This window comes from Comamonas testosteroni (assembly GCF_000761245.1).
In the GTDB taxonomy this organism is placed as follows: Bacteria; Pseudomonadota; Gammaproteobacteria; order Burkholderiales; family Burkholderiaceae_C; genus Comamonas; species Comamonas testosteroni_C.
Map to the genome: position 1 here is coordinate 231,012 of NZ_AWOR01000078.1, position 23,963 is coordinate 254,974.

Annotated in this window: 18 protein-coding genes; 10 read left to right on the plus strand and 8 right to left on the minus strand. The window is 59.9% G+C overall.

What is annotated here, in order from left to right:
- Positions 1–39: 39 nt before the first annotated feature.
- On the minus strand, positions 40–174 hold the full coding sequence (gene rpmH / locus P353_RS23085; protein WP_003060014.1) for a 50S ribosomal protein L34: 135 nt from the start codon (positions 172–174) through the stop codon (positions 40–42).
- Between the two features lie 44 nt (positions 175–218).
- Here rpmH and P353_RS29355 point away from each other — a divergent pair, with 44 nt between their 5' ends.
- The 8 genes from P353_RS29355 (at position 219) to P353_RS28925 (ending at position 9,577) form a co-directional block, all read left to right on the plus strand.
- Complete coding sequence (locus P353_RS29355) at positions 219–545, plus strand: hypothetical protein (RefSeq protein WP_155500076.1); 327 nt, start codon at positions 219–221, stop codon at positions 543–545.
- 123 nt (positions 546–668) lie between these two features.
- Positions 669–2,075 carry a chromosomal replication initiator protein DnaA gene (dnaA, locus tag P353_RS23090; RefSeq protein WP_034374912.1) on the plus strand — a complete coding sequence of 469 codons (1,407 nt, stop codon included), beginning with the start codon at positions 669–671 and terminating at the stop codon, positions 2,073–2,075.
- A 131-nt stretch (positions 2,076–2,206) separates the two neighbouring features.
- On the plus strand, positions 2,207–3,328 hold the full coding sequence (dnaN, locus tag P353_RS23095; RefSeq protein WP_003064798.1) for a DNA polymerase III subunit beta: 1,122 nt from the start codon (positions 2,207–2,209) through the stop codon (positions 3,326–3,328).
- 148 nt (positions 3,329–3,476) lie between these two features.
- Positions 3,477–6,044 carry a DNA topoisomerase (ATP-hydrolyzing) subunit B gene (gene gyrB / locus P353_RS23100; protein ID WP_034374914.1) on the plus strand — a complete coding sequence of 856 codons (2,568 nt, stop codon included), beginning with the start codon at positions 3,477–3,479 and terminating at the stop codon, positions 6,042–6,044.
- 699 nt (positions 6,045–6,743) lie between these two features.
- On the plus strand, positions 6,744–7,139 hold the full coding sequence (locus P353_RS23105; protein ID WP_034374916.1) for a MerR family transcriptional regulator: 396 nt from the start codon (positions 6,744–6,746) through the stop codon (positions 7,137–7,139).
- A gap of 86 nt (positions 7,140–7,225) precedes the next feature.
- A complete protein-coding gene (locus P353_RS23110; RefSeq protein ID WP_052084983.1) occupies positions 7,226–8,353 on the plus strand; it encodes an MFS transporter in 1,128 nt (375 codons plus the stop codon).
- A complete protein-coding gene (locus tag P353_RS23115; protein WP_232776830.1) occupies positions 8,350–8,874 on the plus strand; it encodes a RidA family protein in 525 nt (174 codons plus the stop codon). Before P353_RS23110 ends, P353_RS23115 begins: the two co-directional genes overlap by 4 nt.
- A 34-nt stretch (positions 8,875–8,908) precedes the next feature.
- Positions 8,909–9,577 (plus strand): hypothetical protein, encoded by a 669-nt coding sequence (locus P353_RS28925; protein WP_052084984.1) that lies wholly within the window; start codon positions 8,909–8,911, stop codon positions 9,575–9,577.
- 140 nt (positions 9,578–9,717) lie between these two features.
- On the opposite strand, the gene P353_RS23125 is transcribed toward P353_RS28925, so the two are convergent.
- Positions 9,718–10,335 carry a glutathione S-transferase family protein gene (locus P353_RS23125; protein WP_034374918.1) on the minus strand — a complete coding sequence of 206 codons (618 nt, stop codon included), beginning with the start codon at positions 10,333–10,335 and terminating at the stop codon, positions 9,718–9,720.
- Between the two features lie 156 nt (positions 10,336–10,491).
- Here P353_RS23125 and P353_RS23130 point away from each other — a divergent pair, with 156 nt between their 5' ends.
- Positions 10,492–10,899, plus strand: coding sequence for a YkgJ family cysteine cluster protein (locus P353_RS23130; protein ID WP_003065319.1), 408 nt, complete (start codon positions 10,492–10,494; stop codon positions 10,897–10,899).
- A gap of 18 nt (positions 10,900–10,917) precedes the next feature.
- On the opposite strand, the gene P353_RS23135 is transcribed toward P353_RS23130, so the two are convergent.
- From P353_RS23135 to P353_RS23155, 5 genes are all read right to left on the minus strand, one after another.
- On the minus strand, positions 10,918–12,315 hold the full coding sequence (locus tag P353_RS23135; RefSeq protein ID WP_034374920.1) for a sensor histidine kinase: 1,398 nt from the start codon (positions 12,313–12,315) through the stop codon (positions 10,918–10,920).
- Positions 12,315–13,019, minus strand: a complete 705-nt coding sequence (locus P353_RS23140) for a response regulator transcription factor (protein WP_003065317.1) — start codon at positions 13,017–13,019, stop codon at positions 12,315–12,317. Before P353_RS23140 ends, P353_RS23135 begins: the two co-directional genes overlap by 1 nt.
- Positions 13,020–13,141: 122 nt before the next feature.
- Positions 13,142–14,437 (minus strand): TolC family protein, encoded by a 1,296-nt coding sequence (locus P353_RS23145; protein ID WP_034374922.1) that lies wholly within the window; start codon positions 14,435–14,437, stop codon positions 13,142–13,144.
- The gene (locus P353_RS23150; RefSeq protein ID WP_034374924.1) at positions 14,415–17,528 is read right to left on the minus strand and encodes an efflux RND transporter permease subunit; all 3,114 of its coding nucleotides are present in this window, start codon (positions 17,526–17,528) and stop codon (positions 14,415–14,417) included. The genes P353_RS23145 and P353_RS23150 overlap by 23 nt, the downstream gene beginning before the upstream one ends.
- Before the next feature lie 20 nt (positions 17,529–17,548).
- Positions 17,549–18,712 (minus strand): efflux RND transporter periplasmic adaptor subunit, encoded by a 1,164-nt coding sequence (locus P353_RS23155; protein WP_034374926.1) that lies wholly within the window; start codon positions 18,710–18,712, stop codon positions 17,549–17,551.
- 1,025 nt (positions 18,713–19,737) lie between these two features.
- On the opposite strand from P353_RS23155, the gene dinG reads away from it, so the two are divergent.
- Positions 19,738–21,909, plus strand: a complete 2,172-nt coding sequence (gene dinG, locus P353_RS23160) for an ATP-dependent DNA helicase DinG (RefSeq protein ID WP_080750658.1) — start codon at positions 19,738–19,740, stop codon at positions 21,907–21,909.
- A gap of 1,419 nt (positions 21,910–23,328) precedes the next feature.
- Here dinG and P353_RS23165 read toward each other — a convergent pair.
- Entirely contained in the window at positions 23,329–23,892 is a 564-nt protein-coding gene (locus P353_RS23165) for an acyloxyacyl hydrolase (RefSeq protein ID WP_034374928.1), read from the minus strand.
- Positions 23,893–23,963: the final 71 nt, after the last annotated feature.

The window sequence follows — 23,963 nt, forward strand, 5'->3', positions numbered from 1 at the left end:
CAGCGCAGCGAATGAGCAGACCGCTAGCCAACGCCGGCCTTAGACGGCCAGACGCTTGCGGCCCTTGGCGCGACGTGCGTTGATCACGGCACGGCCACCCTTGGTCTTCATGCGGACCAGGAAACCGTGGGTACGGGCGCGGCGGATCTTGGAAGGTTGGTAAGTACGTTTCATGTTGGTTCCTTGAGAAGGTTCAGTATTTGCGTCGGCAAGGCGCCATGTTCGCGCCCGACCATTCCGGTTTTGCGCCGCACACTGTCACCGCCAAACCCGATATTTTTTCACATGCCGTGCATGTCATCGGGCCAGAAGGCAACAAACGGAACAAAGCACCCGCCACAGCTCCTAAAGCAACTGGGCGCGCGCGCACAAAAAAGGCGCCCGGCTCATATCACCCTGAACACATTCAGGGAAACCGGGGATTATCACAGCGTTGTGCCTTTGATGCAATGACCCTTGAATTTGCTAAGGACTCACGGGGTATCCCGTCAAGCACCTGCGTGGCCCAGAGATTCTTTACAAACAGCAGCCTGCCAATCTATTAGGATGTGCAGCCTATAACGCACCGGAGTCGGGGACAGCCTTCTGATATTTTGTGGATAACTTCCGCAAAAGCTACAATACCAACCCCGCAACTGTTCCTCCTATCCACAATTAGACTTTTGACAATGACAGAGGAACCAACCAATGATGCAGGCCAGGCCCTGTGGCAGGTCTGCGTTGAGCAACTGGGTCAGGAGCTGCCAGAGCAGCAATTCAACACCTGGATCAAGCCGCTGACGGCACTCGTTGCAGAAGATTTTTCCAAGGTCACCGTCTATGTGGCCAACCGCTTCAAGCTGGACTGGATCCGTGCCCAGTATGCGGGCCGCATCTCGGCCATGCTGGAGTCGCTCTACGGCCAGCCCGTCACTCTTGAGTTAGCACTCGCTCAGCGCGAAAGCGTTGTGCGTACTTATGTGCGACCTCCGTCGTCGACACAACAGGCTACGCCGCAGACGCACAATGTCGCTGTGCCCACCGTCACCAGCGAAGAGGCCAGCGCACCGGTTTTCCGCACCCGGTTGAACCCGGCCCTCACCTTCGAGACGCTGGTCGAAGGTACGGCCAACCGTATGGCGCGCTCGGCCGCCATGCATGTGGCAGGCTCGCCCGGTCACCTCTACAACCCGCTGTTCATCTACGGCGGTGTCGGCCTCGGTAAGACCCACCTGGTGCATGCTGTGGGTAACCAGCTGCTCAAGGACAAGCCCGACGCCAAGATTCTCTACATCCACGCGGAGCAATTCGTCTCGGATGTGGTCAAGGCCTACCAGCGCCGCACCTTCGACGAGTTCAAGGAACGCTACCACTCGCTCGACCTGCTGCTGATCGACGATGTGCAGTTCTTCGCCAACAAGGACCGTACGCAGGAAGAGTTCTTCAATGCCTTCGAGGCCCTGCTGGCCAAGAAGAGCCATATCGTGATGACGTCCGACACCTATCCCAAGGGTCTGGCCAATATCCACGAGCGCCTGGTCTCGCGTTTCGACTCGGGCCTGACGGTGGCCATCGAGCCGCCCGAGCTGGAAATGCGCGTGGCGATTCTGATCAACAAGGCCCGCGCCGAGAACGCCGACATGCCCGAGGAAGTTGCCTTCTTCGTGGCCAAGAACGTGCGCTCCAACGTGCGTGAGCTCGAAGGCGCGCTGCGCAAGATCCTGGCCTATTCGCGCTTCAACCAGAAGGAAGTGTCGATTCAGCTGGCCCGCGAGGCGCTGCGCGATCTGCTCAGTATTCAGAACCGCCAGATTTCTGTGGAAAACATCCAGAAGACGGTGGCTGACTACTACAAGATCAAGGTGGCCGACATGTACAGCAAGAAGCGCCCGGCCAGCATTGCCCGGCCGCGCCAGATTGCCATGTACCTGGCCAAGGAGCTGACGCAAAAAAGCCTGCCCGAGATCGGCGAGCTGTTTGGCGGCCGCGACCACACCACGGTGCTGCACGCCGTACGCAAGATCGCGGGCGAGCGCCAGACCAACACCGAGTTGAACCAGCAGCTGCATGTGCTGGAACAAACGCTCAAGGGTTGATGAAAACTCCCCCATGAATGTCACTCACACAGGGCAAAATGGGGAATTCACGCGGCATGAGGGAGCGTCCGCCCTGCCCTGCGGATGCCGCCGCGTCAAAACAAATGCGCACTTAAATCACTGAGGTTGACATGATCGTCCTGAAAGCCACACAAGACAAAGTTCTCGCGGTCCTGCAATCGGTGGCCGGCATTGTCGAGCGCCGCCACACGCTGCCCATTCTGGCCAATGTGCTGATCAAGAAGACCGGCAATGCACTGCAGCTGACAACCAGCGACCTGGAAATCCAGATCCGCACCACGGCCGAGCTGGGCGGCGACGCCGGCGACTTCACCACCACCATCGGTGCCCGCAAGCTGATCGACATCCTGAAGACCATGCCCGGCGACCAGACCGTGAGCCTGGAGACGCAGCAGTCCAAGATGATTCTGAAAGGCGGCAAGAGCCGCTTCACGCTGCAGACCCTGCCCGCCGAAGACTTCCCGCTGGTGCAGGAATCGGCCGCCTTCGGCCCCGCTTTCAGCGTGCCGCAGAAGGTGCTCAAGGACCTGCTGGGCCAGGTCTCCTTTGCCATGGCCGTGCAGGACATCCGCTACTACCTCAACGGCATTCTGTTCGTCGCCGAAGGCAACACCCTGAGCCTGGTGGCCACCGACGGCCACCGCCTGGCCTGGGCCAGCGCCACGCTGGATGTGGAAGTGCCCATCAAGCAGGAAGTGATTCTGCCGCGCAAGACCGTGCTGGAGCTGCAGCGCCTGCTGTCGGACGCCAGCGGCGAGAACCAGCCCGTCATCGAGATGCAGTTCGCCAACAACCAGGCCAAGTTCACCTTTGGCGGCATGGAGTTCGTGACCAAGCTGGTCGAGGGCAAGTTCCCCGACTACAACCGCGTCATCCCGCGCAACCACACCAACAGCGTGACCCTGGGCCGCGCCCCGCTGCTGGCATCGCTGCAGCGCACGGCCATCATGACCAGCGACAAGTTCAAGGGCGTGCGCCTGTCGGTCGAGCCCGGCACGCTGCGCGTGGCGTCCAACAACGCCGAGCAGGAAGAGGCCATGGACGAGCTCGACATCGACTACGGTGGCGACACCATCGAGATCGGCTTCAACGTGACCTACCTGATCGATGTGCTCACCAACATGAGCCAGGACATGGTCAAGATCGATCTGCAGGACGGCAACAGCTCGGCGCTGGTCACCATCCCCGAGAACGAAAGCTTCAAGTACGTCGTGATGCCCATGCGCATCTGAGTGGACCGAACGCAGCCAGCCATTTCATTGCCTGAAATAACAGGAGCAGCTACCGCTCGTCCTGTAATGATTTCAGGCAAGTATTCATTTGAAAGTTATGCAGATCAGGCGCCAACAGCTCCTGATCTTGTAGCAGCAAGGTAATTTCATGACCGAAGAGAACAAGCCAGACACCCAGACCGCCGCAGATGCAGGCGGCTATGGCGAAGGCGCAATCCAGATCCTGGAAGGCCTGGAAGCCGTGCGCAAGCGCCCAGGCATGTACATCGGTGACACCTCGGACGGCACCGGTCTGCACCACCTGGTCTTCGAGGTCGTGGACAACTCCATCGACGAAGCGCTGGCCGGCTACTGCGACGACATTCTGGTCACCATCCACGCCGACGGCTCGCTGTCCGTGATCGACAACGGCCGCGGCATTCCCACGCGCGTGAAGATGGACGACAAGCACGAGCCCAAGCGCTCGGCTGCCGAAATCGCCCTGACCGAGCTGCACGCCGGCGGCAAGTTCAACCAAAACAGCTACAAGGTCTCGGGCGGTCTGCACGGCGTGGGCGTGTCCTGCGTGAACGCGCTGTCCATCTGGCTCAAGCTCACCGTCAGCCGCGACGGCGTGCGCCATGAAATCGACTTCTCGCGCGGCTTTGTGCAAAACCGCCTGATCGAAGTCGTGGACGGCACCGAAGTCTCGCCCATGCGCGTGGTCGGCCCCAGCGACAAGCGCGGCACCAAGGTGCACTTTCTGCCCGACCAGGAAATCTTCAAGGAGAACTTCGAGTTCCGCTATGAAATCCTGGCCAAGCGCCTGCGCGAGCTGTCCTTCCTGAACAACGGCGTGCGCATTCGCCTCAAGGACGAACGCGACGGCAAGGAAGACGACTTCTCGGGCGCCGGCGGCGTCAAGGGCTTTGTGGAATTCATCAACGGCACCAAGAAGGTCCTGCACCCCACCACCTTCTACGCCGAAGGCACACGCCCGGCAGAGACCTATGGTGGCATTCCCGGCACCGAAATCGGCGTCGAAGTCGCCATGCAGTGGAACGACAGTTATGCCGAGCAGGTGCTGTGCTTCACCAACAACATTCCCCAGCGTGACGGCGGCACCCACCTGACCGGCCTGCGCGCCGCCATGACCCGCGTCATCGGCAAATACATCGCCGACAACGAACTGGCCAAGAAGGCCAAGGTCGAAGTCACCGGCGACGACATGCGCGAAGGCCTGTGCTGCGTGCTCAGCGTGAAGGTGCCCGAGCCCAAGTTCTCCAGCCAGACCAAGGACAAGCTGGTCAGCTCCGAAGTCCGTGCGCCCGTGGAAGACATCGTCGGCAAGCTGCTCGCCGAGTTCCTCGAAGAAAAGCCCAACGACGCCAAGATTCTCTGCAACAAGATTGTGGAAGCCGCCCGCGCCCGCGAAGCCGCCCGCAAGGCCCGCGAAATGACGCGCCGCAAGGGCGTGCTCGACGGCATGGGCCTGCCCGGCAAGCTGGCCGATTGCCAGGAAAAAGATCCTGCGCTGTGCGAAATCTACATCGTCGAGGGTGACTCCGCCGGCGGCTCCGCCAAGCAGGGTCGCGATCGCAAGTTCCAGGCCATCCTGCCGCTGCGCGGCAAGATCCTGAACGTGGAAAAGGCCCGCTACGAAAAGCTGCTGTCCAGCCAGGAAATCATCACCCTGATCACGGCCCTGGGCACCGGCATCGGCAAAGTCAGCGAAGACTCGGGCAAGAGCAGCAGCGACGACTACAACCCCGACAAGCTGCGCTACCACCGCATCATCATCATGACCGACGCGGACGTGGACGGCGCCCACATCCGTACCCTGCTGCTGACCTTCTTCTACCGCCAGATGCCCGACCTGGTCGAGCGCGGCCATATCTACATCGCCCAGCCGCCGCTGTACAAGGTCAAGAACGGCAAGGAAGAGCTCTACCTCAAGGACGGCCCGGCCCTCAACAAATACCTGCTCAAGATCGCGCTGAACCATGCCAGCGTGACCACCGGCGGCGACAATCCGCGCACCGTCGAAGGCGAAGAGCTGGCCAAGCTGGCCAACATGCATCTGGCCGCCGAAACCGTCATCGAGCGCCTGTCCAACTTCATGGATGCCGAAGCCCTGCGCGCCATTGCTGACGGCGTGCAGATCAAGCTCGACACCATTGAAGAAGCCCAGGAGTGCGCGCCGATTCTGGAAGCCAAGCTGCGCGAGCTGACCACCACCGGCGTGCCCGCCGATGTGACGGCCGAGATCGACCCCAACAGCGAGCACCCCATCCTGCGCATCAGCCGCCATCACCACGGCAATATCAAGAGCTCCATCCTGACCCAGGAGTTCGTGCGCAGCCATGACTACGCGGCCCTTTCCGATGAAGCGCAGAACTTCGTCGGCCTGCTGAGCGAAGGCGCCAAGGTCACGCGCGGCGAAGGCGAGAAGGCGAAGACCGAAAAGGTCGGCGACTTCCGTCAGGCCATGGCCTGGCTGATCTCCGAAGCCGAGCGCACCACGGGCCGCCAGCGCTACAAGGGTCTGGGCGAAATGAACCCCGAGCAGCTGTGGGAAACCACCATGGACCCCAACGTCCGCAGCCTGCTGCAGGTCAAGATCGGCGACGCCATCGAAGCCGACCGCGTCTTCACCATGCTCATGGGCGACGAGGTCGAACCGCGCCGCAACTTCATCGAAGACAACGCCCTGCGGGCGGGGAATATCGACGTTTGATTTGTTTGTAGCGAGCCCCATAAGCTGAGATTTTGAGAAGCATCTATTGAGACAATTATCAAAATCCTCTTCCTAAGAGTTTTGCTATATCAACCTCTTGTGCGAAAAAAGGCTACCAATCGGTAGCCTTTTTTATTGCCCCCTCATTGCTGGGACGTGCTTCATGCCCCGTCGATGCCGCTCGTCATGTTGCAATTAATGACTGCTGAGCAGCGATTGCCGCAGCTCATGGTTTCATCCCGACCTATCGGTCACCGCTCCATAACAGCCATCCGAGCATTGACGCTGGCGACTGCCCAACGACGGGTTGCAGCTGAGTAGCCGACAACAGCCGTCAGTGCCACCCGAGGGATTGCCAGATGTCCGCTATCGTGGCTCGTGAATAGGCGCTACCGTCCCAAACCAGAAGTTCCAATCCGGGCAAAGCAGTCCGTCAAAAGCAGCATCGCGCAAGTTCAGTCCCGCTGGTCAGTGCATGGTGATCGAAATAAATGAGGCAATGTCGCCATGACCGCTTTTGGCGCCTTACGGCTGAGCAGCTACAGACGCTTGGCTTAACGATCCACTCGTCCGGGAACCAACATCTAGAGCCATAGCAGGCTCGTGATGCGAGGTATTCCAGCTGCGTTTACGCAAGGTTGACGTCATGCAATTGTTTTACTATGATTCAATCTACACCTAACGTCAGGTTTCTATTTAATGTCTTCTAACTTACTACAAATCGGTGAGCTTGCCCAACGTGCCGACGTCAGCCATCGCACCATCCACTACTACGAGCGGATTGGCTTGCTGCGCCCGGCAGAGCGTGAAGGTGTAGGTTATCGGTACTACGACGAGCAAGCCGTGCAGCGCCTGGAGAAGATCGCCGCTTTGAAAAAGCTGGGCTTGACCTTGGATGAGATCGGCCAAGTCATCGACCTGTACTTCGAGGATGCCAGCGGTATCAAAGGCAAGGAGCAGGTGCTGAAAATCTTGGAGGCACAACTGATAGCAACGCGCAGCAAACTGGGGGAACTGCAGGACTTTGAGCGTGACCTGGAGAGCAATATCAAGCGAATGCAGTCGCTGATTGATGAGGCTCGAAAGCACCGTTAATGCAGGAGGGAGTTCATCGCTCCTTTTCATCTTAAATCTGCACCTGACGTAAGGTTTATATTATGAATGTGCGAGAATTTTTACTGATGCCGATCTTGATGGCTGCGGCATTGCTTGTCGTGGGACAGCTCTACGTGACGCTGCCTTTGGTGAGCGATCTCGCGGATCACTGGCAAGTGACGCCGGGACTGGCCAGTTGGACGGGTAGCTCGTTCGGCTTTGCCTATGCCGCTGGTTTCTTGCTGCTGGGCCGCCTGTCGGATCGCCATGGCCGCCGCCGCATCATGCTCGCGAGCCTATGTGCAACGGCCCTGGCGAGCGTTGCGGTGGCTGCCGCGAGCAATTTCGGCATGTTGCTGGTCGCTCGGGCACTGCAAGGGCTGGTGGCATCGGCTTTTCCGCCCGCCGCTCTGGCACTCGTAGCGGAAGTCTTGTCTCCCGCAAGGCGCCCATGGGGCATCTCGCTACTAAGCTTCGCTTTCCTGGCGGCGGCTCCATTGGCGCAATTTCTGGCAGCACAGTCCGCAGGCTTGGGCTTGCCGACCCTCATGCTGGCCGTCGCAGTCGCAAGTGTGCTGCTGTCCACTGGGCTCGCGATGGTACTGCCTCCTGAGGCACAAGCCCCCGAGGGCAACGCCATGCCCGCACCACTCGCGACCCAGCATTCCAAACTAGCGGGCGTCTGGCTGACCGCGCTAACGGTGCTGTTTGCGTTCGTCACCTTCCATGCCGGAGCGCAGGCCATGGCGATGGCCGAGACTGATCTTCAAACCTTGCGTCTGGCTGGATTGCCTCCTTTGCTGCTCAGCCTGGCGACGGCCAGTTTGATTCGTCGCATCGGCACCGTCGCCACCGCGCGCACCGGTTTGGTCACAGCAGCGCTAGGCCTGCTGGCTGGCGCGCTGGGACATTTCGGTGGACTGGTTGTTGCCAGCGTCCTGTTGTCGGCCGGAGTTGCTCTGGCCATCCCTGGACTGATCGGCACGCTGGCATCTCGGGCAGTACCCGCCAGCCGTGCGCGGGCCATGTCGATCTACAGCTTTGCACTGTTCGCTGGCGCCAGCCTCGCTCCGTTGGCGGCACATGCTCTTGCTCCTTGGGGGTGGCTCGCTCTGATGCTCCCCCCTGCCGCCGCGTTGTTGTTTGCCACAGCCGTTGTAGATGGACTGCCACAGCTTTCGCGCCCCTCTTCTTCGGAGGCTGGCTTGCTATGAAGTTGTTTAGCTCTCATGCAGTCGTGTCGACTGCGCTGCTGTGCTCTGCCAGCGCCATGGCTTCCCCATTCACTCCCATTGAAAAGACGCAATACATGACGACGGATTCAACCACTAGCAGCACCTTGCTTCGTTCCGTCAATCCCACTGGCACCTTGATTCCTGGTATTTCCCAGGCAGTCATCGTCGGTGGCGGCAGAACTATGTATCTGTCAGGGCATGTTCCTCTGTCAACTGAAGGCAAGGTGCCAGCTGGAATGGAGGCGCAGTTGGTACTGGCCTTCGAGAACCTGAATGCCACTTTGATGGCTGCAGGCGCCACGGCTCGCAATCTAGCGCGCATCTCCATTTATGTGCGGGACTTCCATGCGGATCAGTTACCCGTGATTCGCCAGGTGCGCGACCGGTTCATTGATGAAAGTCTGCCTCCGGCCAGCGCCTTGATCGGAGTAGCCGAACTATTCCATCCCGACGTGCTGGTGGAGGTCGATGCCATCGCGGTGCTGCCCCCTACAAACTGAGCTTCCATGTCCCTTTCTACTGAGGAGTCCATCCATGTCTCGTTTCCTTGCTGCTGTCGTGCCTGCAACGCTGTTGCTTGGCGCTTGCGCTGCGACCTTTGCACAGTCGCTCCCATCTGGTCCGGAGAAAACCACCATGAACTCATCCCAAAGAACCATCTCGAAGTTCGTGCCTGACACTCATGCTCAAGTCCGTCAGCGAAATGTGACAGTCGATGAAGAAAAGGCAGTTCTGACCCGCTATGAACGCCGCGATGCTAGTAACTCCGGCTCAGAGGGCGAGCACTTCAGCACGGTCGTTGCAGCGGACGGCACGCTCAAGGGTTTTGCCAACATGTCCCTGGATTTAGTGGGCAAGCCCCTGCCCTCAAGCGAACGCAGCGAGCAGATCGCCCGTGACTTTCTGCGCGAGGCTGCACCCGATCTGATCCCGCGCATGAAGATTAGTTGGATCAAGCCACACGACGAACCCATCCGTATCGTGCGCAATGGTCGTGGCGAAACAGTGACGCTCACCGGCATGAAAATGAAGGCGCGTAACCAAGCTGACGGCCGCTGGTTCTGGGTCATCGTCGGAGCCGATGAACGGCCCATGGTATTCGAGCGTGACATTGTGTGGATCACGTTCCCCGGCCATCGCAAAACCGAGAAATGGCTGCACGACGGTTGGTTAAAGGAACAGGCAACCAGTAAGCCGACCTGAAAAGTTCAAGCCGACCCGCATTCTGCGGGTGGCTCAGCCACAATTCTTTGCTAACGAGCTGTCTTGCCATGAAGGCCAGAAGCATGAATGCTTCTGGCTGGTTTCTGAGGGAGTGGCGTTAGCGGCTCAAAGGGCCTTTTCTATTGCAGCCTCTGCACCGAAGCCCTGGCCTTCACGCGCTCGAAATGGGCTGCCACGCGCGGGAATTCGGCAATGTCCACGCCGTCGCCCTTGAGCCAGCCCGCCACGGTGTAGAGATAACCGTCGGCCACGGTGAACTGCTCGCCCATCACCCAGGTCTTGTCGCCCAGATAGTGCTGCTCGATCACGGCAAAGCATTCGCGCATGTTCTGCGGCACCTTGGCGCGCATGGCGGCCTGGGCGGCCTCGTCGTCGGCCCAGCGCGAGGCACGCGGACGGTGGGCGTGGGCAATGTGCGCGGTCGATGCCAGATAGGCATTGAACTCCTGCATCTGCGCCAGCGCAAAAGGGTCATCCAGCGGCGCCAGCCTTGCCTGCGGATGGGTCTGCGCCACGTACAGCAGCAGCGCGGGAGTTTCGGTCAGCACTCCGCGTTCCGTGGCCAGCGCGGGCACTCGGCCCTTGGGGTTGATGCTCAGGTATTCGGGGCTGCGCTGCTCGTTGTCGGCAAAGCTCAGCGTCTTGAGCGTGAACTGGGCATCGGCCTCATAAAGCGCAATCAGTACGGCCTGCGCGCAGGTGCCAGCTGCGTAGTAAAGCGTGGTTTGGCTTGCCAAAATCGTTCTCCCATGGATGGTGATGTGCCTGTGCAGTGTAGGCTGCTGCGCAGCCGGCTCAATCCCATGAACCGGGTCTGCTCATAGCAATGGCGCAAGGCAGACATCGACATCTCATGGCAGCATCGCGCTTCTCCCAGAAGTGCCCCACCCGAAATGAAATCCTCCATCCGCATTGTTGACGTCGACCGCCTGGAAACCTGGAGCAAGTACAAGGCCGGCATGTGTGACAGCTGCGCGGCCAATTGCTGCACCATGCCGCTGGAGGTACGCCTGCCGGATCTGGTGCGCCTGGAGCTGGTGGACCCGTTCGAGGTCGAAAACATCGAGCCCAAGCTGATCGCCAAGCGGCTGCTGAAGATGCGCCTGATCGACCACTTCAACCCCAAGCACGAGATCTTCACCATGGCCCGCCGAGCAGGCGGAGACTGCAATTTTCTGGACAAGAACACACGCCGTTGCACGGTCTATGAAAAGCGCCCGGAAACCTGCAGACTGCATCCCAAGAAGGGACCCAAACCGGGCTTCTGTGCCTACGGCAACAAGGCGCTTTCGCAGATCTGAAAGCGTCGCAGCAGCGCTTCAGACATCGGCCACGGCAGGCAGCCAGATTCGCGCCACCATGCCTGGATGGGCGTTGTGAAAACTGAGCTTGCCGCCATGCAGCTGGACAATGGCCAGCACGCTGGCAAGGCCCAGTCCGTAGCCTGGGCGATCCGATTCTGCGCGATAGAAACGGGTGGTCATTTTCTCCAGGGTCTGAGGATCTGCGCCCGGTCCCTGGTCCTGCACGGTGATCTCCACACCCCAGACGCCATCGCTGCCGTGCTCCTGCGCTGGCGCGGCGCGCAGCAGCACGTCAGCCCCGTGGATATCGTCGGGTGATGCTCCGTATTTAATAGCATTATCGACAAGATTGGAGACAGCGCTGGCCAGCAGGTCGCCATCGCCCAGGGCCTGCACACCTTGCTGTACATCCAGCCTGAGAATGCCGCCGGCGTCTTCCACCAGCGGCTCGTAGAAGTCCACCACATCAACCAGCAAGGCCTGCAGGTCAACCGGCGCAAAGCTCTTGCGACTGGCTCCGCTTTCCACTTCGGCAATCTGCAAAAGCTTCTCGAACACCACACCCAGTTCAGCGACTTCTTCGGCCACCAGCGCCAGCGTGGCGGACTGCATTTCGGGGCTGGCCTGCTGCGCGTTGCGCAGGCGCAGCAGGATGCGCGTCAGCGGCGTTCTGAGGTTGTGTGCGATGCTGTTGGAGACATGGCGTATGCCTTCCATCAGCTGCTCGAGCCGATCGAGCATGGCGTTGATATCGCGGTTGAGCAGCGTGAATTCATCACCGCGCTGATCGACCGGAATGCGCTGGCGCAAATCGCCCGCCGCAACGCGCGACATGGTGTTGCGAATGGCCGCCGCGCGCTCATCCACCACACGCCTGAAGACCATGGCACCGATCAGGGCCATGATGCAGGCCGCGACGGCCGCCAGCAAGCTGGCCTGACCGAACAGCTCCTCCATGTCGCGCTGCAACTGCATGTCGCTGCCCACAGCCAGCAAATTGCCATTGGGCATTTCGACCACGGCAACCCGGCCCACCATCAGCCGCCCGTTGCGCTTCACGGTCAGCTCGCGCACGCCCATGATGCTGAGCTTGCGCGGAGGATAGACCTCGGCATTGCTGACAATGGTCTCGCCTTGCGGGTTCATGAGAATGACGATTTCCGTGTCGGTATTCACACCGTCACGAATGGTCTGCAGTATTTCGCTTTCCAGCGCTCCGGGGCCGTACTTGGCCGAGTGCTCGGTCAGTCTGCGCACATGGTTTTCGGCCTGCTTGTCGAGCCGCACCCGCACCACGCCCACGGTCTGCACATAGAAGACGGCCAGCACGATGGCCATGGTCAGAACCATGAGGCCGCCATAGCTGAGTGCCAGTCTGAAGGCCAGCGAACTCCATGGTCTGGAGCGCATCATCAGACCACCTCGGGCAGGTCTTGCGGCTGGTCCGAAAGGCTGTAGCCCACACCGCGCACGGTATGGATGAGAGGCGTGGCAAAGCCTTTGTCCACCTTGCTGCGCAGGCGGCTGATGTGCACGTCGATCACATTGGTCTGCGGATCGAAGCGGTAATCCCAGACCGACTCCAGCAGCATGGTGCGCGTGACGATCTGGTGCGCGTGCTGCATGAGAAACGCCAGCAGGCGGAACTCGCGCGGCTGCAGCGAAAGCGGTTGGCCGGCGCGCTCGGCGCTGCGCGAAATCAGGTTGACGCGCAGATCGGCCACCTGCATCTCGCGCGTGGGAGCCGGGATCTGGGCGCGGCGCACCAGGGCTTCGAGCCTTGCCGATAGCTCGGAAAATGCAAAGGGCTTGGTCAGATAGTCATCGCAGCCGGCCTTGAGCCCGCGCACTCTCTCATCCGTGGCAGACAAGGCACTGAGCACCAGTACCGGCGTCTGCTTGCCCATGGAGCGAAGTGTCTGCAGAATCTGCAGCCCGTCAAAGCCATTGGGCAACATGCGGTCGAGGATGATGACATCCCAGTTCTCACCAACGGCCTGTGCAATGCCTTGCACGCCGTCACCGCAGACGCTGACATGCGCGCCTTGCTGGCGCAACCCTTCAGCGATGTAACGCGCGTTGAGCGCATCGTCTTCGATGATGAGGTAGCGGTACATGCTGAGTCTGTCTCTGGCCGTTGGTGGACAGACACTATAAGCCGTTGCCTCCACCTTCGCAGCCGGAGACGCAGCGGCATCAGGAGGTGGTACAGGGGCTTGTGCCATCTCCCTCGCCTCGCTCAAGGCTGCACCTGTGGCAGATCGCCGCTGGCCTGACGCACTTCCCACTCGGCATCCAGCATGTCCTTGACCAGCTCCAGATGCTCCAGCCTGTGCTCGGTAATCGAGCCCAGCGCATCGATCAGCTCCAGGATCGTGCCCTTGCCCAGCTTGTAGGCGTCTTGTGCCATCTGGTGCAGCGGCGCAATCTGCGCCAGCCCTTCCTTCTCGTAGTCGCGCACGGCCGTTCGGCGCAGCGACAGCTGCTGCAGGGCACGCTGCAGCTCGGACTGAGCGGCAAGCACGACCGCATCACGGCGCAGCTCGGCCTGATCGGCCTCGACCTTGGCGCGCTCGATAGGGCCCTGGCGACGGTCGAAAAGCGGGATCTCCACGCTCACGCCCACCTGGTTGAAACTGCCATCCACGCTGTTGCGAATGCGGGCCAGACCAAAGGATGGCGTGGGCAATGCTTCACGCTGCTCCAGCTTGATTTTCTGGCGCGACCTGTCGAGCTCGGCCTGCGCGGCACGCAGACTCGGCAACTGGGTCTGCGCCTGGCTCCACAGCTGCTCGTAGCTGGCTGCCTTGCGAATGTCAGTGGCCTGCAGGCTGCCTTCCACACGCACCTGCCATTGCGGCAAGGCCGCAATGCTGGCCACGCGTGATGCGGCATCCCGCAAGGCGGCCTGAGCCTTGCTGACTTGCATGCTCATCTGGGCCTGTTGCAGGTTAAGGCGCGCGCCGTCATAGCGGCTGCGCGTGCCTGCTTCGATCTGGCCCTTGACGATGTTGCCTGCCTTCTCCAGTTCATCACGGGCAGCCAACCACACCTGATAGCGCTGCTGTGCCACCAGCAGGTCGTTGAAGGCATGGGCTGCATCGCTCATGGTGACGGCGACTGCGACATCGGCATTGGCCGCAGCGGCCTTCTCGCCCAACCTGGCGTTCTCGATGCGCATGCCACGCTGGCCGAAGATGGGGATGGCCTGCTCCACACCCCATTCCTTTTCTCCGCGCTTGCTGGAGTAGTGCATGGCGGGATTGGGTATGGTGGCAGCCGTTTTGCTGTCTGCCTTTGCCAGATCCAGCTGCATGCGATCAGCCGCCAGATTGGGCTGGTTCTGCACGACGATGCGCAGATATTCCTGCAGGGTCACAGGCTGCGCAGGGGCCGCCATACGGCCCGCTGCAGCATTGCTCTGTACGGCTGCATCCATAGTCTCGCCAGCATGGCCTATGCCGCTGAAAGCGCCGCAGCACAGTGCAGCGGCCATGGCCAGAGAGTGCCACTTATTCATCTTGAGCGCTTTCATCACGTTCTTCCTGCGTCAACATGTTCTTGGGGCCCAGCAAGGCATACAGCACGGGTAGCAGCACCAGTGCCACCAGTGGCAGCACCACCATGCCGCCGACGATGACCGAGGCAAAGGGGCGCTGGGTTTCGCTACCCACGCCGGTAGACAGAGCCATGGGCAGCAGGCCCAGCAGCGCCAGCAAAGCCACCAAAATGATGGAGCGCATGCGCTCGGCTGCACCTTCGATCAGCGCCTGCATCAAGGGCATGCCCTGGCGGCGCAAATCCTCGACCGCAGAGACCACCAGCAACCCCGCCAAAGCCACCTGGCCCAGCAAGGCGATAAAGCCGATGGCCGCGCTGATGGACAGCTCGATATGCGCCAGATGCAGGGCCGCAATGCCGCCCACCATGGCAAACGGCGCGCACAGCAAGATGATGCCGGCGCTGCGGGCCTGGCCCAGCGCACCAAACAGCAGGGCGTAGACGATGACCAGCGACAGCGGCACCACCACCTTCAGGCGTGCAGCCGCACGCTGCTGGTTCTCCCACTCGCCGCCCCACACGGCCTGGTAGCCTTCGGGCAGCTTCACGTTCTGCTTGAAGGTGGCCAGCGTGTCCTTCACCACCGAGCCGATATCGCGGCCTTCCACGTTGAACTTCAGCGCCATGTAGCGTGCATTGCCTTCGCGGAAGATGGAGGAGTTGCCGACCTTCATGCTGACCGTACCGACCGAGCCCAGAGGGACCGAGCCACCATCGGGCAGCGGTATGGCGATGTTGCGAATGCGCTCCTCGTCCATGCGGTCCACATAGGGCAGGCGCACGCGTACCGGCACGGGGAATTCACCCTCCCACAAAGTGGTGGCCACATTGCCGGCCAGGGCCACTTCCAGCGTCTTTTGCGCGTCCTCCATGGCAATGCCCTGGCGCGCCAGCGCCTGGCGATCGAACTGCACATGCACCTGGGGTGCCGGGGCATCGCGGTACAGATCCAGATCGACCACTCCGTCGATGCCCTTCACCAGCGATTTGGTCTGCTGAAGAATGCTGCGCAGGGTGGGAATATCGGGGCCGAACAGCTTGAGCACCACCTGGCCGCGCGCGCCTGAGGTGGACTCTTCCACGCTGTCGCGAATGGGCTGAGCGAAGTTGAAGGCCACGCCGGGAATCTCACCCAGCGTCGCCCGCATTTCCTCGATCAGCGCGGGCTTGGTCAGGCCCTTGCGCCATTCGCCATGGGGCTTGAGGCGCACCAGCACCTTGGCCAGATTGAGCGTCTCGTTGTCGGTTCCCGATTCGGGACGTCCCTGCTCAGTGGTGACGGTGATCACCTCGGGGAAGACCTTGAGGCGCAGGCGCACATCACGCAGAACTTCCTGGCCTTTTTCCAGCGAGATGGAAGCCGGCATCTGCACCAGCACATAGGCGTCGCCCTCATCGAGCTCGGGCAGGAACTCGGTGCCCAGCCATTTGGCTGAAACCCCGGCCACCACCAGCACGCTCACGAACACGGCGATCACCGCAGTGCGGCGCTTGGCTGCGCCCAGCACCTTGGCGATCCAGTGCTGGTAGCCGTGGTGCGCACGGTCGAAGATCTTGGGCTCTTCCACCATCACATGCTTGGGCTTGAGCAGCAAGGCGCACAGCGCTGGCACCAGACCCATGGCGAACACCAGCGCACCCAGCAGGGCAAAGCTGTAGGTCATGGCCAGCGGGCGGAAGATGCGGCCCTCGATGCTCTGCAGCGAGAACACAGGGATCAGCGCCGCAATCACGATGGCCATGGCGAACAGCGTGGGCTTGGCCACGGCAACGGCCGAATCCACAATGATGTGGCGCATGTCATTGGCCGTCTGCGGCTTTCGCTGGCGTGCGTTGCGGATGATGTTCTCGGCCAGCACCACGGCACCGTCCACCATGATGCCAAAGTCGATGGCGCCCATGGAGATCAGATTGGCAGGCATGCCCAGCCAGTGCAGGCCGATAAAGGCCACCAGCAGCGACAGCGGAATCACCGTGGCCACGATCAGCGAGCCACGCAGGCTGCGCAGGAACAGCCACAGCACGGCCACGATCAGCGTGGCACCAAACAGCAGGTTGTGCTGCACGGTCTTGAGCGTGTGGCCCACCAGATCGGAGCGGTCATAGTTGGTGACCATGTGCATGCCTTCGGGCAGGCCGCCGCTGTTGAGCTCATCGACCTTGGCATGAATGTCATCGAGCACGATGGAGGGGTTGGCGCCGCGCTTGAGCAGCACAATGCCCTGCACCACATCATCCTGGTCGTCCATGCCCACCGAGCCCTGGCGCGGCGTATGCGACTGCGCGACACGCGCCACGTCGCCGATGGTCACGGGAGCCTTGCCACGCATGGCTACGACCACATCCTGAATCTCCTGCGGATTGCGCAGCAGACCGATACCGCGAATGATGAAGGACTGCTCGCCACGGCGCATCAGGCCACCACCCACGTTGCGGTTGGACTTGGACAGCGCATCGCTCACATCGTCCAGCGACAGGCCCAGGCTGTAGAGCTTCTCAGGGTCGACTTCAACGTGGAACTCCTTGACGAAGCCGCCAATGCTGACCACGTCGGCCACGCCCTGCACCTGCTTGAGCACGCGCACCACATGCCATTCCTGCTCGGTGCGCAGCTGCGCCAGATTGTGTCTGTCGCTCTGCAGCCGGTAGTAGAAGATCTTGCCCAGCGGCGTGTAGTCGGGCGCCATTTCAGGCGTCACGCCACTGGGCAGATCCGCCTGCGGCAAACGCTGCGACACCTCGGCGCGCGCCGTAAAGCTTTTCGCGTCGTCGTTGAAGACCAGGTTGATCATGGAGAGACCGAAATAGCTCTCCGAGCGCAGTGATATCAGACCCGGCGTGCCGTTGAGCTCGCGCTCCAGCGGCTGGGTGATCTGGCGCTCCACCTCTTCGGGAGCCAGGCCTGGCGCCTGGGTGATCACCCCGACCTGCACATTGGTCACGTCGGGATAGGCTTCGATGGCGGTCTGCAGATAGGCGTAGACGCCGTAGACAGCAATCGCCAGCGTGGCGCACACCGCCAGCAGCCGACGATGCACCACAAATGAAATAAATGAACTCAGCATGGTTCAGGCTCCTGCCGGGACTACAGCAGCTGACTGGCCGCGCCGTCGAGCAGCAGACCACCACGCACCACAATCTTCTCACCGACCTTGAGGCCGCTGATCACCGGCACCATGCCGCGCGATGGACGCCCCAGTGTCACCACGCGTGCCTCGAACTGGTTGTTCTCATGCTGCACATAGACCACGCTGCGGCTCTCATCCTTGATGAGCACGGCAGTGACGGGAATCAGCATCTCCTGCAGATTCGACAACTGCACGCCCACCTTGGCCTGCATGCCGGGACGCAGCACCGGGTTCTGTTCGCTCAGCTCCACCACCACGGCAGCGCGGCGCGACTCCTTGTCCAGGGTGGCCCCCAGATGACGGACCGTGCCCTTGATCGGCTTGGGCAGCTGCGGTACCTCGACCTGTACGGAACTGCCCAGACGAATGCCGGGCAGATCGGACTCGAATACCTCTGCGACCACATTCATGGCCTGGGGGTCGCCAATCATGAACAGCGCCGCTCCCGGCTCAGCAGCAGTACCCACCACGGCCTTGCGCTCGGCCACGATGCCGGCGCGCGGTGCGCGCAGCTCGATCCGATCGCCGCCACCGGAGCCCAGCAGCGCTGCCGTGCCCTGTGCACGGCCAAGCTCCTGCGAGGTTTCACGCAGTTTGGCCTGTGCGGCACGCAGATCGACTTCCACGCCCACGCCCTTGTCCACCATGGTCTGCTGGCGCTGGGCTTCCACCACAGCCACGTCGTGTGCGGTCTTGGCCGCAGCCACGTCATAGCGGGTGCGCAGTGCATCGGGGCTGACCAGCGTCGCCAGCAAATCACCGGCCTTGACCATATCGCCCACATGCGCATTGACAGCCACGACACGCGCCGATAGCGGCACTGCGACCGAAGCCACACGATCCTCGACAAACGCCACATGCGCAGGAGCCCAGGCCATCTGCACCCCTTGCGGATCGGCCACGGGCGCGATCTCCAGCATCTTCACGGATTCTGGCTTGACCTGAATAAAGCCTTTGGGCAGTTGCGCAAGCGGCTTCTTCGCTTCCTCGGTGGCCTTGGAGGCATCGCAGCCACCCAACAGACCCGCCACGGCAATGGCCGCAGCCACCACCGGCAGTCTTGCCCATGTCCAGTTTGGTAAATGTGCCGCTCCCGGCAGTCCCACAAGGCTTTTGTTCATCGTTCACCCTTTTCCATGACTGGCAAGTGACGAGCTGGTCCGCGGCCTCACTTGCAGTGATGCCACCATGCTAGGAACAGCCCCCAGCTGCGTGGATGACACACGCATTACGGTTTGGTAAGACCGGGCACGGACTGGAACGGGGCCGCAGAGCAGGTCAGGCCCCGCTGATGGCCTGACACCAGGAAATCAGCCTTCAGACAGGCTGCATTGCCCATTTTTCAGGCAACTCATGCATACCCTTTGCAATTTGCTCAAAAAACAGGCATTTCTCATGTATTTTTTCATACATGAGTACCAAAAGCATCATCATTTCATGGTCAAAGGCCAAAGCACGCCTTGTCTCTGAATTTCAGGGAAAACACAATCAAACCTTTGATAGTCAATGAATATCTACTATCAAAAGGTGAGCTTTGAAGTTATCCACGCGGTGGATAAATTTCACCCTCTTCCCCCTTTGCCTCCAGATTTCAACAGAAACAGGCACTCTTGCATACAAAGCAGCGAGACGAGCACTGCCGGTGGGTAATCTTGCGCCTGCAGCTGCCCCCAACTGGCCTTCATCAAACTTGTGGATAAATTTGCATTTTCACCACTGGCAAGAGCGAAGAAAGCCATGAACAACCTTACCCACAGCACTTGAAAACCATGCCATTTCTGCAAAATTGCAGAAAAGTCAAAATCTAGAAAAATCTATTTATTCATAAAAATTTAACAACTATATCCACAGGGATTGATACATGGTTGTCTCCAGGATATGTACAGGCATATTTTGGACTCCTTCTGTGGATAAGTTTCTTGGTAACTACGCCCGGCTCAATCCACAACTACAATGAACAAGTCACATACAAGCAGTGGAAAAGTTCTACCCGCAGGCTCCCTCGGATACAGCTGTAGAACATACAGACTCCCCTGATTTGTATGCTGTATTGCATAAGAAATTCAATCTTATTTGATACATATCTCTGTACGAATACTTATAAAACGCCAAAGCACAGCGCCTTTGCGTCTCGAAAAACGCTGAAATGCATGAAAAAAAGTGGGCTGAAGAGGCCCTGAATTCCTTTGATGCCGTGGTCGGGGCCATGCCGGGATTTCGCAGTCGTGATGGGCAGCGAAAAATGGCGGCCCAGATCGCGCAAACGCTGAGTCAGGCCCAGCTCGGAAAAATCGATGAAGACGAGCCGGAACCGCGTCGGGCCATCGCTGTCGTGCAGGCTGGAACCGGAGTCGGGAAATCGCTGGCCTACAGCATTCCGGCCATTCGCATGGCGCTGTCGCGCGGCACGCGCGTGCTGATCTCCACAGCCACGGTGGCGCTGCAGGAACAGCTGGTGAACAAGGATTTGCCGGCCCTGGCGCAAAAGCTGGATCAGCCTTTCAAATTCGCCCTGGCCAAGGGGCGTGGCCGCTTTGTCTGCAAACTCAAGCTGGAACGTCTGGCCAGCACGGGGGAAGCACAGGACGAGATGGACGACCTGTTTGGCGATGAGCAGGGCCAGACCAAGTTCAGCCGTCCTCAGCATGAACTGCAGGCCCGCATGCAGTTCTACAAATCCATGGCCGATGCGCTGGCCACGCAGGCCTGGAACGGTGACCGCGACTCGCTGGAAACCCCGCCGGAGGCCGAGGCCTGGAGCCCCGTGGCTGCCGAGTCCTCTTCATGCACCGGAAAGCACTGCCCGGCCTTCGGCAACTGTGTCTATTACGAGCGCCGCAAAGACCTGGTGGCGGCGCAAGTCATTGTCGCCAATCATGATTTGCTGCTTTCTTCGCTAGGCTCCAAGCTGCTGCCCGAGCTGGACAATTGCCTGCTGGTGCTCGATGAAGCCCACCACCTGCCTTCCACGGCTCTGGACCAGTTTGCCGGCGAGATGGATCTGAGCCGCCTGGGCTGGATCGACAAGCTGGCAAGCCGTGCGCTGCGCGTGAACCAGGTCGCCGAAGTCGAGGAACTGGCCGACGTGCCCAAGCATGCGGGTCAGCTACGCCAGCAGATGCAGGAGCTGGCGCGACTTGTCATGGAGCACTACGGAGAGACTCTCAAATCGCAAAAAGACAGCTATGGGCCAGCCAGGGTACGGGCACCCCGTGGAATGCTGCCAGAGGCCCTTCTGGAGCCTTTGGGACAGATTGCGCACCATGCCGACGGCTTTCTGGATGCGCTGCGTGCCGTCTCCAAGGCTCTGCGTGCCGAAATCAAGGAACAACCCGAGCAAGCACAGCGCCTGTCCACCGTCTATGCGCAGGTAGGCGCCCTGGCGCCCAGGCTGGAAGCCATTTTCAACACCACGCAATTGCTGCTGCAAAACAACGAGAGCGATGGCGACGGCAAGACGGTGCCCCATGCCAAGTGGTTCACGCTGGAGATGGACGGCGAGTTCATCGTGGTCAAGGCCCATGCCAGCCCCATACAGCCCGGCTCCACCCTACGCCAGCACCTGTGGTCGCAGGTGCGCGGTGCGGTGCTGACCTCAGCCACGCTGACCAGCTGCGGCCATTTCGACTTCTTTTTGCGTGAGGCGGGGCTGGCCAATGACGCCTCTGTCACCACGCTGGAAGTGCCAAGTCCCTTCGACTATGCGCGCCAGGGCACGCTGGTGGCCCGTGAAACGGTCTCAGACCCGCGCGAAGCCGCCCGCTTTACCGAGGAGATGGTCGAGGCCCTGCTGAACGATCTGAGCCGCATAGAGGCCGGCGCACTGGTTCTGTTCACATCCCGCGAGCAGATGCGCCAGGCCGTGGATGCGCTTTCCACCAGCATGCGCAACCAGGTGCTGGTGCAGACCGCCCTGCCCCGCCAGACACTGCTGGCACGCCATCGTGAGGCCGTGGCGATGGGTGAGCCCTCCATCATCTTCGGCATGCAGTCCTTTGGCGAAGGACTGGACCTGCCCGGAGCGCTGTGCGAGTCCCTGTTCATCACCAAGCTGCCTTTTGCACCGCCCGATGACCCCGTTGGCGAGGCCAGAGCCGAATGGCTGCGCAGCAGCGGCCGCAACCCCTTCAACGAGCTGGTGGTGCCGGCCACGGCCATTCGCCTGGCCCAGTGGGTAGGCCGTGCCATCCGGACCGAGGAAGACCAGGCCCATGTGTACTGCTATGACCGCCGCCTGACGGGCACCAGCTACGGCCAATTGCTCATCAAGGGCCTGCCGCCCTTCACGCTGCAAAAGCGCCCTGTCCGAGGGGCTTGAGATCCTGCGCGAAACGCGTCCTGGACATCTGCGGCCTGGCGGTTTCCAGCCAGGCTGGCACCGCCCTGCTCGCCCGAGTCGCATTTGTAATTTTTCTAACACTTGCCCGGCACTGCGAGCGGCATCTGCAGCGATTCGACACACTGCGCGGCAAGTCCATCCCCATGCATCACGCGTGTACCCGATACCCGATACGCCTGCGATCCGGCCCTTTCCTCTTGGACGGTCTCCATGGCGGGCGGCCAGCTTGGGTCTTGGCGCCTGCTGCAATGTCTTTGCGCCTGCCCGGGTGCCAACCGCATCCGGCCCAGTCTTGATTCGGACTCCATGCAGGAGTCAAAAGTCAAAAAATCCTTTGAAAACAATGATCTACGAATCATTGAATTTTTTTGAATGAATAACAAGCCATCAGCCGCCGGCATGGGCGGCGTGCATGCATGGCAAGTTTCCCCCAGCTGTTTATAACATTCTGTGGATAACAAGCGCTTCATCGTCCCGGCCACTGGAATTTATCCCCAGCTCGGATCTTTGAGGAGGCGCATCTTACGCCAATTTTTCGAGATCTGGCGCGTCAATTTTCACCAAGGGCTTTTTTTCTGAACTTCCCTCTGAAACAAAGGGATTGAAGCAGCTGAACACGCGCAGTTCCAGCTTCGATCAGCCCCTGTCCGCGAGTTTGCCTTCAGTTGTTCTTTAGAAGTCTTATAAAAATATAGTCGTAGTAGTAAGACTTGGCATCTGCTGTTGATAACTTCAAAAAAACAAGACAAATCAAGTCTCTTGCTTGATGACAAACATGGAGACAAACCAGGGTCGCTGCTGTCCTCCATTCATGAACAACTTCGCCGATCTCTTGATTTTTGTGGAAAACCCAAGAGTTGGCATCTTGTTATCCACAGAAATTCATTTCTTCCTTGGTAAGCATTAAATCTGCCAAATGCATTGCTATATAAGCATAGTTAGCTATGTTTTTTATAGTGAACAAGTGATGCGAGCATGCTTGAGCACATCGGATGTCAGAGGTGTGGTGAAGCAAGAACCTCCTGAACCTGATCTGATCGGCCGGTTTTTTTATCCAGGTCCTCTCCGATTGCTGTGTAAACTTCGACCAAAGTTGTTATTTCTAGTCTTATCTTTTTACTTAGTAGTAATAGTAAGTAGTCCACTTAATTGTTGATAAGTAATTAAGTTCATTGGAAATCAACAACTTACACCTTCCCAAAGTCTGTGCCCTTGCATGGGCTGCCGATGTCCTGGTTTTGGGAACAACTTTCCAGAAGACCGCCAGGCTGTGGAAAACTGAAAATTTCCATGTCTTTTATCACCATGTTTATTCACAGGCCGTGCCGCTGCTGCAAAGCATGAAAAAAGCCGCCCGTTGGGCGGCCTGGTCGAGTCGGATAGCGCTGGCCCGGGAATTCAGAAGTGGCGTGCGTATCGCAGCTGAAGAAAGTTCTCTCCCGGATTGGGGCGCTTGATGCCTGCGTTGGACTGGTGCTCGAAGCGCAGACTGATCTCGTTTTTCAGTTGCTCGCCAAACAGGTAGCCGACGCCGATATGGCTGGCAAAGTTGTAGCGGGTCGAGAATTCCTTGTGATCGGTGATGTAGCGGTGGTTGGTGGCATAGCTCACGCCCAGGCCGGCTTGCAGGAACCAGGGAGACTGACCTTGAGAGGGGCGCCAGCGTAATGTGGGTTGTGCTCCCAGAACCCAGGTTGAACGATTGCCGCCCTGATAGTCGGCCGACCAGCGGCTGACAGAGAGATCCCAGTAACCCGTCATCCGTCCGGAGCCGAGGGCGTAGCTCCAGTTCCAGGGGAGCATGACGCCGCCCGTCCAGCTGTCGGTGCCGTGCTCTGCAGAGCCGTACTGCAGATAGATAGCTGTTGTCGATGATTGCGCAGCCTGTGCATGAAGCATGGGGCTTGCAAGGCTGATCAGCGTCGAGACTACAAGATTTGTTGTCAATTGCAGTTTTTTCATGTCAATTGCCGTCTAAATGTTGTGAATCTGGTCGCGACATCGATGCTTGGGTAATGCCTGGATTTCGCTCC